The sequence below is a fragment of the Cellulosimicrobium sp. PMB13 genome (assembly GCF_051294865.1).
In the GTDB taxonomy this organism is placed as follows: Bacteria; Actinomycetota; Actinomycetes; order Actinomycetales; family Cellulomonadaceae; genus Cellulosimicrobium.
Genome location: NZ_CP145910.1, coordinates 1,336,556 through 1,350,285 on the forward strand (window position 1 = coordinate 1,336,556; position 13,730 = coordinate 1,350,285).

The 13,730-nt window shown below is 75.3% G+C and carries 11 protein-coding genes; 6 read left to right on the top strand and 5 right to left on the bottom strand.

Features of this window, described 5'->3' with window-relative positions; genetic code table 11:
• The first annotated feature begins 145 nt into the window (after positions 1-145).
• Together V5D56_RS06230 and V5D56_RS06235 are read left to right on the top strand one after the other, a co-directional pair.
• The gene (locus V5D56_RS06230; RefSeq protein ID WP_435738187.1) at positions 146-970 is read left to right on the top strand and encodes a DUF5926 family protein; all 825 of its coding nucleotides are present in this window, start codon (positions 146-148) and stop codon (positions 968-970) included.
• A 272-nt stretch (positions 971-1,242) separates the two neighbouring features.
• Positions 1,243-2,079 carry a glycosyltransferase family 2 protein gene (locus V5D56_RS06235; RefSeq protein ID WP_435738188.1) on the top strand — a complete coding sequence of 279 codons (837 nt, stop codon included), beginning with the start codon at positions 1,243-1,245 and terminating at the stop codon, positions 2,077-2,079.
• Positions 2,080-2,146: 67 nt separating this feature from the next.
• Here the strand turns inward: V5D56_RS06235 and V5D56_RS06240 are convergent, their stop codons facing one another.
• Both V5D56_RS06240 and V5D56_RS06245 read right to left on the bottom strand, forming a co-directional pair.
• The gene (locus tag V5D56_RS06240) at positions 2,147-6,745 is read right to left on the bottom strand and encodes a hypothetical protein (protein ID WP_435738189.1); all 4,599 of its coding nucleotides are present in this window, start codon (positions 6,743-6,745) and stop codon (positions 2,147-2,149) included.
• 126 nt (positions 6,746-6,871) lie between these two features.
• Positions 6,872-8,026: a diacylglycerol/lipid kinase family protein gene (locus tag V5D56_RS06245; protein WP_435738190.1), complete on the bottom strand. Its 1,155-nt coding sequence runs from the start codon at positions 8,024-8,026 to the stop codon at positions 6,872-6,874.
• Positions 8,027-8,124: 98 nt separating this feature from the next.
• Between V5D56_RS06245 and serS the strand changes: the two genes are divergently transcribed.
• The 3 genes from serS (at position 8,125) to V5D56_RS06260 (ending at position 10,811) form a co-directional block, all read left to right on the top strand.
• Positions 8,125-9,405 (top strand): serine--tRNA ligase, encoded by a 1,281-nt coding sequence (gene serS, locus V5D56_RS06250; protein WP_435738191.1) that lies wholly within the window; start codon positions 8,125-8,127, stop codon positions 9,403-9,405.
• A 2-nt stretch (positions 9,406-9,407) separates the two neighbouring features.
• The gene (locus V5D56_RS06255) at positions 9,408-10,217 is read left to right on the top strand and encodes an HAD family hydrolase (RefSeq protein ID WP_435738192.1); all 810 of its coding nucleotides are present in this window, start codon (positions 9,408-9,410) and stop codon (positions 10,215-10,217) included.
• 150 nt (positions 10,218-10,367) lie between these two features.
• Positions 10,368-10,811, top strand: a complete 444-nt coding sequence (locus V5D56_RS06260; protein WP_435738193.1) for an N-acetyltransferase family protein — start codon at positions 10,368-10,370, stop codon at positions 10,809-10,811.
• Positions 10,812-10,844: 33 nt separating this feature from the next.
• Here V5D56_RS06260 and V5D56_RS06265 read toward each other — a convergent pair whose 3' ends face one another.
• From V5D56_RS06265 to map, 3 genes are all read right to left on the bottom strand, one after another.
• On the bottom strand, positions 10,845-11,033 hold the full coding sequence (locus V5D56_RS06265; protein ID WP_435738194.1) for a helix-turn-helix transcriptional regulator: 189 nt from the start codon (positions 11,031-11,033) through the stop codon (positions 10,845-10,847).
• 5 nt (positions 11,034-11,038) lie between these two features.
• Entirely contained in the window at positions 11,039-11,500 is a 462-nt protein-coding gene (locus V5D56_RS06270) for a hypothetical protein (RefSeq protein WP_435738195.1), read from the bottom strand.
• Positions 11,501-11,640: 140 nt separating this feature from the next.
• Positions 11,641-12,432, bottom strand: a complete 792-nt coding sequence (map, locus tag V5D56_RS06275) for a type I methionyl aminopeptidase (protein ID WP_435738196.1) — start codon at positions 12,430-12,432, stop codon at positions 11,641-11,643.
• A 161-nt stretch (positions 12,433-12,593) separates the two neighbouring features.
• Between map and V5D56_RS06280 the strand changes: the two genes are divergently transcribed.
• Positions 12,594-13,610 (top strand): LacI family DNA-binding transcriptional regulator, encoded by a 1,017-nt coding sequence (locus V5D56_RS06280; RefSeq protein WP_435738197.1) that lies wholly within the window; start codon positions 12,594-12,596, stop codon positions 13,608-13,610.
• Positions 13,611-13,730: the final 120 nt, after the last annotated feature.

The following is a 13,730-nucleotide window of genomic DNA, read 5'->3' on the forward strand; positions in this document are numbered from 1 at the left end:
GATAGAGCCGTGGTTCATCGACCAGGGCTCTACTTCGCGGACCACGGCTCTACTTCGCGGACCAGGGCTCTATCTCGCGGAACAAGCTCACCTTCGGTGGTCGGGGCACGGTGGGCAGAGCGGGGGCGCCAGTAGACTGCCGCGCATGGCCAAGAACTCCACGCCCGACTTCGTGCTGCGCCCGTTCGAGGGTCTGCCCGGTGAGACCGACTGGGTCGCGATGCGCGAGGTCGTGCCCTCGGCCACCGCGACGGCCCGCACGACCGCCGAGCACGGCGCGCGCGACGTCCTCGTCGTCACCGTCCTGCCCGCCGGCTGGGCGGCGCTGCACCGCCAGGACGGGGTGATCCTGCTCGCGGTCCAGACGCTCGCCGGTTCCGGCGACACGAGCCGCGACCTCGCGGCAGCGCTGCTCGAGGCGATCGACGTGGAGCCCGGCACCTCCGTGGAGCTCGGCGCGCTGCCCGGCGCCGGCCCGCGGCTCCAGGACGTCCTCGACCTCGACGTCCCCTTCGAGGTGACGGTCCACGAGGACTTCGCGTACTGGCTCGACCCGACGCAGGAGGTCACGCCCGACGTGCAGGCGTCGCTCGACGAGGCGGCGGGCTCGATGGTCCCGACCGTCAAGCTCGACGCCGTCCCGTCCGCCTACTGGTGCCGCATGTCGCGCGAGTTCCTGCGCTGGGCGCGCCCCGAGCCGGAGGACGCGCTCATCGACGCGATCTCGCGCCTGCACGCGCGTCGCGAGTCGGGCCTCGCCGGTGGCAAGTTCGTCGGGGCGTTCCGCTCGAGCGGGCTGCTCGTGCCGGTGTGGGAGCTCCCGCGCGGCACGGAGGCCGACGAGCTCGAGGGCCCCGTCGCCGAGCTCGACGCGCGCCTGACCGAGGCGCTGGCAGTCACCGAGCCGCTCGACGCGAACGAGCGCCGCGCCCGCGCGGGCATCGTGTCGCGCCAGGTCACGCTGCGCTGACCCGCCCGACGGCCTCCGAGCCGATCGACCGCACGGTCCGCCCGGCGCCGGTCCGGCAGCGGACCACCGCGCGGGAGGCGCTGTCCGTGGGCACCGGTGTCGAGTAGGATCCGGGCGGCGTCAGGAGATCTCGTGACGCACCGCGAAGGGTTCGCCGCAGATCTCGGGCGACACTCCTGGTCATTCTGCGGTCAACTCTTTGCACTACTAGGCTGGGCGGCGTGAACGCGGACCATCGGTCGACCGAGACGAGGAGCGAGGCTGGGCGCGGCGTGCCCGCGAAGGCGGCGCCTCCTCAGCCCCCGACCTACCTCTCAGCGTCCGGCACGCGCGCCCGGACCCCGCGCCCCGCGCACGACGGCGGCCGCAGCGGCCGTGCCGCCCGTCAGCGCGTCGCGGTGATCATCCCGGCGAAGGACGAGTCCCGGCGGATCGCCGCGACGGTCCGGGCGGCCAAGGCGATCCCGCACGTCGACCTCGTGCTGGTGGTCGACGACGGGAGCGAGGACGACACCCAGCACGTCGCGCGCGAGGCGGGGGCCGTCGTCGTGCGCCACTCCCACAACCGCGGCAAGGCTGCGGCGATGGAGACCGGTGCCGCGGTCGTGGCGATGCGCGACGCCCCGGACCGCCCGCCCCGGCTCCTGCTCTTCATCGACGGCGACCTCGGCGAGAGCGCCGTCAACACCGCTCCTCTCGTGTCGCCGGTCCTGGAGGGCCACTCCGACGTCGCGATCGCCCTCCTGCCGCCGCAGCCCGGCGCGGGCGGGCGAGGGATCGTCGTCGGCGCGGCGCGCCGCGCGATCCAGTCGATGACCGGGTGGACGCCCACCCAGCCGCTGTCGGGGATGCGCTGCCTGACGCGCGAGGCGTTCGAGGCGGCGACGCCGCTCGCGCGCGGCTGGGGCGTCGAGACCGGCATGACGATCGACCTGCTCCGCCAGGGGTACGTGGCGGTCGAGGTGCCGTGCGACCTGCGCCACCGCGCGTCGACGAACGACCTCAAGGGGCAGCTCCACCGGGCCGGCCAGTACCGGGACGTGCTCGTCGCCGTGAACGCGCGCAAGGTGCGCTACGCCGTCGACAAGGTGCGGGCCGCCACGAGGTAGCCGCGCCCGGCCGTCCCGCTCACGCCGCCCGACCCGGCAGGCCGGGTCGGGCGGCGCCGACGACGGGTCAGGCGGTGCGCCCCGGCTCCGCCGCGACCGTGTCCTGACCCGCACCCGCACCCGCACCGGTACCCTGCCCGGCGCGCGCGTCGCCGGGCACGTCCGGCTCGTCGGGCGCGGGGTCACCGGCCGCGTGGAGCGCGGCCAGCGTGAGGAGCGGTACCGCGGGGATCAGCGCGATGAGGGCGATGCGCACCCCGAAGTCGTTGACGACCGATCCGGCCACGCACACGATCCACAGCGCGAGGACCGCCGGGCGCAGGAGCGGCCAGGCCGCCTCGGTCCGTGCGAACCAGCGCGGCGTGAACCGGCGCGGCGCGAAGAGGAGCAGCGCCGCCGCGACCAGCACGAGGATCGTGATCCAGACGGGCACGCCGCCCAGCACCGACCGGAGCGCGTAACCGGCCTTGCGCAGGAGCGTCTCCCAGGCCGAGCCGTCGACGACCTGCTCGACGAACCGGCCGAGGTGCGAGCGCTGGTCCGCGGGGCGCAGGTAGTCCAGCACGCCCACCGCGGCGACGACCGCGACACCCGCGGCCGCGACCAGGAGGAAGCGCCGCCACGTGATGCGCGCGCCCGACGCCGCGAGTCCCAGCACGGCGAACGCCGGCACGACGACGAGCCCGCCGCCGAGGTCCGCTCCGAGCGTCGGCCACACGTCGACGACCATGGTCACGACGCCGATGCCGGCGACCACCGCGGCGGCCGTGCGTGGCCGCTGCCGCCGCACGAGCCACTGCGCGAGCGCCGCGGCGAGCACGAGCGCCCCGACCGCGTACACGGAGAACGTCGGGTTGCCGAAGCCGTAGAACCGCGCGCCGAAGGTGGGTGCGGAACCCAGCGGGCTCGCGCGGTTGAGCGGGGTCCCCACGAGCGCGTCCAGCGTGAGCACGCCGAACGTGATCCCCGCGACGAGACCGGGCCCGAGCCATACGGGACGCCGCGGGGCGAGGGCGCCGAGGCCCGCGACGGCGGCGGTCGACAGCGCGGTCGCGATGACGATCGCGACCGTCTGCTCGCCGAACCGCCACCACCCGGTGAGCGACACGACGAACGCCGCGGCGGGCACCGACGCGACGACGAGCGCCGCCCCGCGGGCCCAGCGTGCGGCGCGGGCCCAGCGCAGCCGGGCACGGTCGCCCGCCGCCCGCCGTGCGCGCGGAGCGAGCAGCAGGCACAGCCCGGCGAGCACGAGACCGGCGTAGAACGGGACGTCGACGAAGTACGAGTACACGGCGCGACGCACGTGGTCGCGCGTCGTGAGGTCGGCGAGCGCGTCCGCGGTGGTCGCCGCGTCCGGGGGGCGCGGGGTGCCCCACGCGAGCGGCGTGTCCTGGACGCGCGCCGGGGTGGTGAGCGCTGCGGCGTCGAGGATCGTGGCGGGCACGTCGAGCACGCGCGCGACGCCGTCCGTCCTGGTCGCCGCGCTCGTGAGGTACCGGGCCTGCTCGGGGCCGTCCGACGACGGCCGGACGAGCGCCGTGCCGAGCACCGGGCGGCTGCCCGGCGTCCCGGCCACGTCGACGACGAGCACCGTCGTCCCGGCGGGCACCCGGTCGAGCACGGCGTCGACGGTCGCGTCGACGCCCGCGAGCTTCTCGGCACGCAGCGCGTCGCGCACGGCGGTGCGCTCCTCCGGTGGCAGCGTCAGGTCCGCCGGCGGGGCCGTCGCGTCGCCGGCGTCGACGACGGTCACCGGGCAGTCGAACGCGTCGCCGTCCGCCGTCGTGGCGTCCGCGAGCTCGCGGTAGCGCGCGACGTCGCCGTCCGCGTCCGCGAGCGCGAGGGCGGCCCCCGGTCCGACGGCGGTGGCGCACGCGGCGCGCCCGCCTGCCACGAACGTGTCGCCCAGCACGCCGAGGCGCGCCTGGTACCCGGACCCCTGCTGGAGCGCGACGAGCTCGTCCCACCCGTCGACCCGGGCGCCGTCTCCGGTGGGGGCGGGCTGCGCCGTCGGGCAGTCCCACGTGCCGTCCGCCGCACGCCCGGCCGCGACCTCGGTGAGCTGTCCTGCGGACAGGGCGAGCCAGCCCCCCGCGGTGCACCGGCTCGCGGCGCCCGTCGGCTGCGCGACGCCCGCGGCGCCCGCCCCGTCGGTGAGCAGCGCGTTGAGCGTCGGCGTGCGCAGCTCGGCCACGTCCTCCCACGTGACACCGGTCGTGCCGACGACGACGAGCGGCCGGTCGGTCGCGACGGCGTCGGCGCGGGTGGGGGAGACCTCGGCGCCTGCCCGCGTGGCCGCCGACGCGGGTCGCAGGCCGCTCGATCCGAGGACCGTCGAGGCGAGCAGGACCACGAGCAGGAGCCCGCCCCCGACGGCGAGCAGCATCGACGGCATCCGCCGGACGCCCGGTTCCGGCAGCGTGGCCTCCGGCAGCGTGGCCTCCGGCAGCGCGCGCTCGGGGAGCGCGTGGCCCGACGGCGCGTCGTCGGGCAGCGCGGTGAACCCGGGGACGACCATCGCGGCGCCGACGACGAGCACCATCGCGCCGATGATCACGCCCGAGTCGTTGAGGAACGAGCCCACGCCCGCCACGACGACGAGGGACACGACGAGCGGGCGCAGCAGCGGCCACTCCTCGTACGCGCGGGCGACCTCCGGCAGCCGGGCACGGTCCGGGCGCAGCACCGCGAGGGCCACCAGGACGACCAGCACCGCGGCGAGAGCGCCCACGGGGTTCGCGACGGTCGCCCACGCACCCAGCGCCTTGCGCCAGACCACGTCGACGGCGCCGCCGTCCACGACCGTCTGGACGAACCCGCCGAGGTGCGACGACCCGCCGGGCAGGAGCCAGTCGACCACGGCGACGAGCGCGACCGCGAGGACCGTCACGGCGGCGACCACGAGCACGCGCGCGCCCGTGATGCGGACCTGCGCGACGAGGAGCGACAGCACCGCGAACGCGGGGACGAGCGCGAGGATCCCGCCGAAGTCGGCGCCGAACGCGGGCCAGCCGTCGATGACGACGGTCACGAGGCCGACCGCGACCACGCACCACGCCGCGAGGCGTCGCCGGCCGTGGCGGAGCGCCGCCGTCGCGAGACCGCCGGCGAGGACGAGGCCCGCGACGGCGTACACCGCGAACGTCACGTTGTTGAAGCCGTAGAAGCGCGTGAAGCCGACGACGGCCGACGTCCCGAGGAGCGACGCTTGCTGGAGGGTCGTGCCCGTCGCGCCGTCCACGGTGAGGACGAGCCACGTCACGCCCGCGAGCGCCGTCGGGAGGGCCCACGGCTCCCGCGGCAGGAGCCGCGAGACCCCCCAGGCGGCGAGGGCCACGACGACGGCGCTCACCGCGAGCGCGAGCGTGAGCGCCGCGGCGGGCGAGCTCCAGACCCACCAACGGGACAGGCTCGCGAGGGACGCGGCGACCGGGGCCGACGCCGCGATCATCAGCACGGCGGTGACGACGCGCAGCCCGGCCGGACCGGGGCGCGCGGGCTCGCCGCGGCGGGCGGCGGAGCGCCGGACCCACAGCACGCCGCCGAGCGTCGCGACGAGGGTCGCGACGAGCAGGCCGACGAGGACCGGGTAGTGCGTCGGGATGGTACTCGTGAGGACGTTGAGGTACTGACGGTTCTCGACCGTGCGCGCCACGTCGAGACGGCGCGTCTCACCGAGATCGAGCGGCGCACCGACGAGGCCCTCGGTGCTCCCGCCGGCCGCCTCGACGACCGTCGCGGTGAGGTCGACGAGCTGGACGATGCCGTCCTTCTGCGTGCTCGGCGAGTGCAGCCAGTGCGCGGTGGGATCGCCCTTGCGCCAGTCGACGACGACCTGGAGCCCCGGCTCTCCCACGGGGTCGGCCGAGATGCCCGCGACGAGGACGCGCGTGCCTCGCGCGACCTCGCCCATGACGCGGTCCAGCGTGTCGTCGAGCGCGTCGAGGCTCTCGCCGCGACCCGCGGTGGTGTCGACGAGCTCGCCCTGGTCGACGACCGTGACGTCGCACGCGTCGAGCCCGTCCTCGGGGAGTGCGTCCAGCGTCGGCGCGTAGCGCGCGACGTGGCCCGTGCCGTCGGCGAGCATGAGGGCGGCGCCCGGCCCGACGGCCGTCGTGCAGACCCCCGTGGGCGCGAGGCGCGCGGCGAGGGTCCCGGGCGCGTGCTGCGTCGCCGTCGGCGGCTCCGCCTCGGCGGCGGGGGTGACGAGCGTCGACCAGCCGGGGACGTCGACGGGCGCCGGCGTGGCGGTCCCGACGGGTACCGGGAGCGGCGGGCACCCGGTCGTCGACGGGTCCTCGGCGGTCGTCGACCCGGCACCGCCGGCGCCGTCGGGGGCGGGCGCCGCGACGGGCTCCGCGGTCGAGATCGTCTGCCCGGCGGACAGCGTGAGCCAGGCGTCGGTGGGGCACGTGCGCCCGACGTTCATCGACGCCACCGACCCGGACCGGATCATCGTCCACAGGGACGGTGTCGCGGAGGGGGAGACGTCGCTCCAGTAGAGACCCGCGACGGCGACGACGACCAGCGGCTCGGGGTCGTGCGTCGGCACGGTCGTGGTGTCGTCCGACTCGGCTCCCGCCGCCGAGAGCGCGGGGAGACCGAGGAGCACCACGGCCAGCAGGGTGAGGACGGCACGAGCACCGCGGGCCGGGAAGGTCACCGGACCAGCGTACGGGGGCGGGTGCGCGCGGCCGGGGCCTTCGACGGCGCGGGCGAGGGTCCGACCGGAACGCTCACGGCCCCTCCACGGGCTCGTCGGCGCAGACGCCCGGGCGCGGTGCCCGGCTCAGGCGGTGCGCACCACGAGCGCCCCGGGGTCGACCCGGCACTCGAGCTCGACCGCCTGGCCGAGCACGTCGCCGTCGACCTGGGCCTGCTCGCCGCCCTCGACGCGCACGCGCACCCGGCGGGCGCGCGTGTGGTCGATCCGGCCGATCTTCGCGGGCAGCTCGTTGCGCACGCCGAAGCCCTGCATGACGACCTCGCCGAACAGCTGGGCCCACCCCACGATGCCGCCGCGCGTGTCGACCGCGGCGACGTCGAGCACGCCGTCGTCGATCACGGCGTCGGGCAGGAGCGTGATGCCTCCGGGGAGCCGCCCGCAGTTGCCGATCATGAGCGAGCGCAGGCGCGCGTCCACGGGCGGCTGGTCGTCGAGCTGGATGGTGGCCCGCATGCGCCGGCCGTGCAGGTGGCGGATGCCCGCGACGAAGTACGCCATCCAGCCGACCTTCGCCTTGAGGACGTCGTCCGCGTCGGCGACCATCGCGGCGTCGAACCCGAGGCCGGCGATGACGAGGAAGATGTGCTCCTTCGGCGCGCCGGGGCCCGCCGCGGCCGTGACCGGGGGGATGCGGTCCAGGTCGGCCGCGGGCTCGCCGTGCTCCTCGGCCCAGCGCAGGACGCGCGCCCAGCCGACGTCCACCGGGCGGTCCGCGCCCGCGATGACGACGCGCAGCGCGGCGCGCGCGTCGCCGACCGGGAGGTCGAGGTTGCGCGCGAGGAGGTTGCCGGTGCCGACGGGGATCAGCCCCATGGGGCGTCCGCTGCCCACCATCGCCTCGGCGACGGCGCGCACCGTCCCGTCGCCGCCCACCGCGACGACGACGTCCGCGCCCCGGGCCAGGGCGGTGCGCGTCTGGCCGACGCCCGGGTCCTCGATCGTCGTCTCGAGCCAGAGCGGGTCGGGGAGCGCGGCCTCCGCGAACGCCGTGCGCACGCTGGCCTCCAGCGCGGGGACGCCGGGCTTGGACGGGTTGGCGACGAACGCGACGAGCTCGCGCGGGTCGTCCTCCGGCTCCTCGGCGCCCGGCGCACCACCGGCCTCGCGCTCGGCCGCGCGACGCTGGCGATCCTGCTGCGCGCGCAGCGACAGCACCAGCACGAGCGCGACCAGCGCGACCGCGAGGGCGGCGAACGCCAGCCACAGCTCCCATCTCATGGGCGCCACCGTAGTCCTCGCCGCGTCGGGGGGCGGGCGTGCCCGGCCCCTGGGGAATCCACCGGCCTGCCGGTCCGGGTGTTCGTTAGGCTGCACGGGTGATCGACCTCCGCCTCCTGCGCGACAACCCCGACCTCGTCCGAGCCAGCCAGGTCGCCCGTGGCGACGACCCGGCGCTCGTCGACTCCGCCCTCGACGCCGACGCGCGGCACCGCGCGTCGCTCACCGAGTTCGAGCAGCTGCGGGCGGAGCAGAAGTCCCTCGGCAAGCAGGTCGCGCAGGCGCAGGGCGAGGAGAAGACGGCGCTGCTCGCCCGCACCAAGCAGCTCGCGCAGGACGTCAAGGCGCGTCAGGCCGACGCGGACGCTGCGGCCGAGGAGCTGCGCGGCCTGCAGTACCGCATCGCGAACGTCATCGCGGGAGCGCCTCCCGGCGGCGAGGACGACTACGTCGTGCTGCGCGAGGAGGGCACGATCCGCGACTTCGCCGCGGAGGGCTTCACGCCGCGCGACCACCTCGACATCGGCGAGGGCCTGCGCGCGATCGACACCGAGCGCGGCGCCAAGGTGTCGGGCGCGCGGTTCTACTACCTCACGGGCGTCGGCGCGCGGCTCGAGCTCGCGCTGCTCAACGCGGCGATGGACCAGGCGATCGCGGCCGGGTTCACGCCCGTCATCACCCCGACGCTCGTGCGGCCCGAGGTCATGCAGGGCACCGGGTTCCTCGGCGCGCACGCGGACGAGGTCTACCGGCTCGAGGCCGACGACCTCTACCTCGTCGGCACGAGCGAGGTCGCCCTCGCGGGCTACCACGCGAACGAGATCGTCGACCTGTCGGACGGACCGCTGCGCTACGCCGGCTGGAGCGCGTGCTACCGCCGCGAGGCCGGCTCGTACGGCAAGGACACGCGTGGCATCATCCGCGTGCACCAGTTCCACAAGGTCGAGATGTTCTCGTGGTGCGACCCGGCCGACGCCGAGGCCGAGCACCAGCGCCTCCTCGGCTGGGAGGAGGAGATGCTGCGCAAGGCCGAGCTTCCCTACCGCGTCATCGACACCGCCGCCGGCGACCTCGGGTCGAGCGCGGCGCGGAAGTTCGACTGCGAGGCGTGGCTGCCCACGCAGAACCGCTACCTCGAGCTCACCTCGACGTCGAACTGCACGACGTTCCAGGCCCGCCGCCTCGGCGTGCGCGAGCGCGTCGAGGTCGACGGCCGCACCGAGACGCGCACCGTCGCGACCCTCAACGGCACGCTCGGCACGACGCGCTGGATCGTGGCGATCCTCGAGAACCACCAGCAGGCCGACGGGTCGGTCCGCGTGCCCGAGGGGCTGCGGCCCTACCTCGGCGGCCTCGAGGTCCTCGAGCCGGTCCGCTGAGCATGGCGGACGGGGACGCCCTGCTCGTCGCGCTCGACGTCGACGGCACGCTCATGTCGTACGACCAGGAGATGTCGGACGACGTGCGCGACGTCGTCGCGGACCTGCGCGCCGCCGGGCACCACGTCGTGCTCGCGTCGGGGCGGTCGCTGGTCGCCATGACGCCCGTCGCCGAGATCCTCGGGATCGACAGCGGCTGGCTCGTCGCCTCGAACGGGTCGGTGACGGCGCGGCTGGACCAGGGGGCGGCGGAGGGCTACGTCCTCGAGGACGTCGTGACGTTCGACCCCGGGCCCGCGCTGCGTCTCCTGCGCGAGCATCTGCCGAACGCCCGGTACGCGGTCGAGGACATCGGCGTCGGCTTCCGCATGAACGAGCTCTTCCCCGACGGCGAGCTCGACGGCGTGCACCGCGTCGTCGCGTTCGACGAGCTGTGGTCCGGCGAGGTGACGCGCGTGGTCGTGCGCGCGCCGGAGTCGACGAGCGAGGACTTCCACGAGCTCGTGGAGCGCCTCGGCCTCGAGGACGTCACCTACGCCGTCGGCTGGACGGCGTGGATGGACCTCGCCCCGCTGGGCGTCACCAAGGCCACCGCGCTCGAGCAGGTGCGCCGCACGCTGCACGTGCAGCCGCACCGCACGGTCGCGATCGGGGACGGCCGCAACGACGTCGACATGCTGCGCTGGGCGGCGCGCGGCGTCGCCATGGGCCACGCCGACGCGGTCGTCCGCGAGGCGGCCGACGAGGTGACGGGGTCGATCGAGGACGACGGCGCGGTCCAGCTCCTGCGCACGCTCCTGTCCGCGAGGTAGAGCCCAGTCCGCGAGATAGAACCCTGGTCGTCGAGGTAGAGCCCTGGTCGGCGACCAGGGCTCTACCTCGACGACCAGGGTTCTACCTCGGTGACCACGGCTCTATCTCGGGGTGTCCGGGTCACCGGTGCGCGAGTAATGTCTCGCGTCGTGACGACACCGGAAGCCCCTGCGGTCCGCGTACGCCCCGCCCGGGCCGACGACGCGGAGGCGGTGTGGCCGCTCGTCCAGGAGCTCGCGACGTCGTACGTCCCGGAGCGTGCGGCGTTCGACGCGTCGTTGCCCGCGCTGCTCGCCGCGCCGGACTCGTTCGTGGTCGTCGCGACGGCGGCCGAGGACGTCGTGGGCTACCTCGCGGCGAACCGTCACGGCACGCTCTACGCCAACGCGCCGGTGGTGTGGGTGGGTGAGGTCGTGGTCGACGCCGCGGCCCGACGGCGCGGGGTCGGCCGGCTCCTGCTCCGCGCGGCCGAGGAGTGGGCGTCCGCGTCCGGGGCCGCGTACGTGTCCCTCGCGACGCGCCGGGCCGCCGAGTTCTACACCGCGCTCGGGTACGAGGCGTCCGCGACGTTCTTCCGCAAGCCGCTGCGCTGAGCCGCTGCGCTCAGCAACGGCCGGGTTCTGCGGTCAGGGCCGGAAGACGTCCTCGATACGGCAGCCGAACACCTCCGCGATGCGGAACGCGAGCGGGAGGGACGGGTCGAAGCGGCCGCGCTCGATCGAGATCACGGTCTGTCGTGACACCCCGAGCCGTGCGGCGAGCTCGGCCTGTGACCACCCGAGCGCAGCGCGGCGGGCGGCGAGGTCGTTGTCCACCGGCTCTACGACTCTCGCCGGGACACCACGGCGTGCCGGACGAAGAAGTCGACCATCGCGAGCAGGACGACCGCCGCGAGCGCGAACCGTGCGCTGAGCTCCAGCCCGGTGACGCTGAACCCCGCGAGCGCGAGGCCGGTCGCCGTGAGCACGTCCCAGAACGCACCCGCCGCGGCGCGCTCCGCCCAGCGGCGCTCGACGTTCTCCCCGGCGTGCGGCTCGGGCGTGCTCGTCCGCGGCCGGACGACGAGGAACCAGCCGAGCATGAACGCGGGTGGCAGGACGCACACCGTGAAGACGGCCGCCACGAGCCAGAAGTACTCGCGACGGAGCAGTCCTGCGGCGACGCCGACCGACGCGGCGACCGCGAGCGCGACGAGGCCGGCACCGGCCCACGCCCACCAGGGTGCAGGTCGGCGGTCGCCGGACAGGTTCGGTTCGAGGGCCGACGAGGCTTCTCCGGGCACGGGCTCTCCTCCTGAGTAAAGCGAGCTTGACAGGAGGAGTCCATCATCTGCCGCGAGGCATGTCAAGTGCGCTTGACTCCAGGGTGCGAGCCGCGTCCGGGCCCGGCCGGGGGAGCCGGGGCTCCCCGTCGCCGGTCGGATCAGTCGCGCGGCTCGCGCGCGGTGAGGATGATCGGACCGTCCGGCGTGATCGCCACGGTGTGCTCGCTGTGCGCGCCGCGCGAGCCGTCGGCCGAGCGCAGGGTCCAGCCGTCGGGGTCGGTGTAGATCTCGTCGGTCGTCTCGAGGAACCACGGCTCGATCGCGACGACGAGACCGGGCTTGAGCGGGAACCCGCGCTTGCGGCGGCCGTCGTTCGGGATGTGCGGCTCGCCGTGCATGGTGCGCCCCACGCCGTGCCCGCCGAAGTCGGTGTTGACCGAGTACCCGGCCGCGTGCGCGACGTCCGCGATCGCCGCGGAGATGTCGCCGACCTTCTTGCCCACCTGCGCGGCCGCGATCCCGGCCTCGAGCGCGCGCTCCGTCGTCTGGATGAGCTTCGCGTCCGCCTCGCCGAGCGCCCCGGCCCGGGGTGTGCCGACCACGAACGAGACCGCGGAGTCCGACACCCAGCCGTCGACCGACGCGGCGAAGTCGATGCTCAGCAGGTCGCCGTCGCGCAGCGCGTAGTCGTGGGGGAGGCCGTGCAGCACCGCGTCGTTGACCGAGGTGCACAGCACCTTGCCGAACGGGCTCGCGCCGAACGAGGGGTGGTAGTCGATGTAGCAGGACTCGGCGCCGCGCTCGCGGATCATGCGGTGCGCGACCTCGTCGAGCTCGAGCAGGTTCGTCCCGACCTTCGCCGCGGCGCGGACGGTGGTGAGGACGTCGGCGACGAACCGTCCGGCGGGCCGCATCTGCTCGATCTCGCGCGGCGTCCTCAGCTCGATCATCGGTGTCCTTCCGGGGCAGGGTGCGGTCGTGGGTGCACGACCGCGGTCCACGATATCGGGACGGGGTCCGAACGCGGCCCCGAGCGGTCCGCGAGCGGCACCGGGCGGCGGGACGGCCGGGATGTCGCGTGCCGCGCGGGCAGGGGGGAGAATCACCCCTCGTGGCTGGCATCGACGACGTCGCGAGAGCCGCCGGGGTGTCCACGGCGACGGTCTCGCGCGCCCTGCGCGGCCTGCCGAACGTGTCGGAGCCCACCCGTCGGCGCGTCCGCGCGGAGGCGGCTCGCCTCGGCTACGTGCCGACGCCGTCGGCGTCGTCGCTCGCGACCGGACGTACACGGACGATCGGCCTGCTCACCCCGTGGGTGAGCCGCTGGTTCTTCGCGAACGTCATCGAGGGGGCGGAGCGCGCGCTGCGCGACGTCGGGTACGACGTGCTCCTGCACACGTTCGTCGTGCGCCCGGACGAGGAGCGGCGCCGGGTGGACCCGAGCGTCCTGCGGCACCGCGTGGACGGCACGCTCGTCGTGGGCCTGCCGCTCGACGACGACGAGGTGCGTTCTCTCGTCGGTCTCGACCGCCCGCTCGCGTTCGTCGGGTCCGGGCCGGCGGACCAGGTCACGGTCCGGCTCGACGACGTCGCGACGGGCCACGCCGCGACCCGGCACCTGCTCGACCTCGGGCACCGCGTCGTCGGGCACGTGACGGGCACGCCGGACCTCGTGTCGTCGTGGTCGCCGCCGTCCGAGCGGTCGCAGGGCTACGCGCGCGCTCTGGAGGAGGCGGGCGTGGCGCTCGACCCGGAGCTCGTCGTCGAGGGGGACTTCGACGTCCAGGGCGGTCGCGCGTCGACGGCGGGGCTCCTGCGGCGTCGTCCGGACGTGACGGCCGTCTTCGCGGCCTCGGACGAGATGGCGATGGGCGCCCTCCTGGCGGCCCGCGACCTCGGGCTGCGAGTGCCCGAGGACCTCTCGGTCATCGGGGTCGACGGCCACGACCTGGGGGAGGTGGCGGGTCTGACGACGATCGCGCAGGACGCCTACCAGCAGGGCGCCGACGCGGCGACGCTGCTGCTGGAGATGATCAACGGCGCCCCCGTGCCCGCGAGCCTCACGTATCCGACGGACCTCGTGCGTCGGGCCTCGACCGCGCCGCCCTCCCCGGGTCGTCGCGCCTGACCGGCTGCGCGGCGCACCGCGGGAGATCGGAGGCCGTTCCGACGCGCAGCCGCGACGCGGGTGTGGGAGCGTGGCCGCAGCAGGGCTCCGCGCCGACGCTTCCGCCGTTCCCGTGACGGA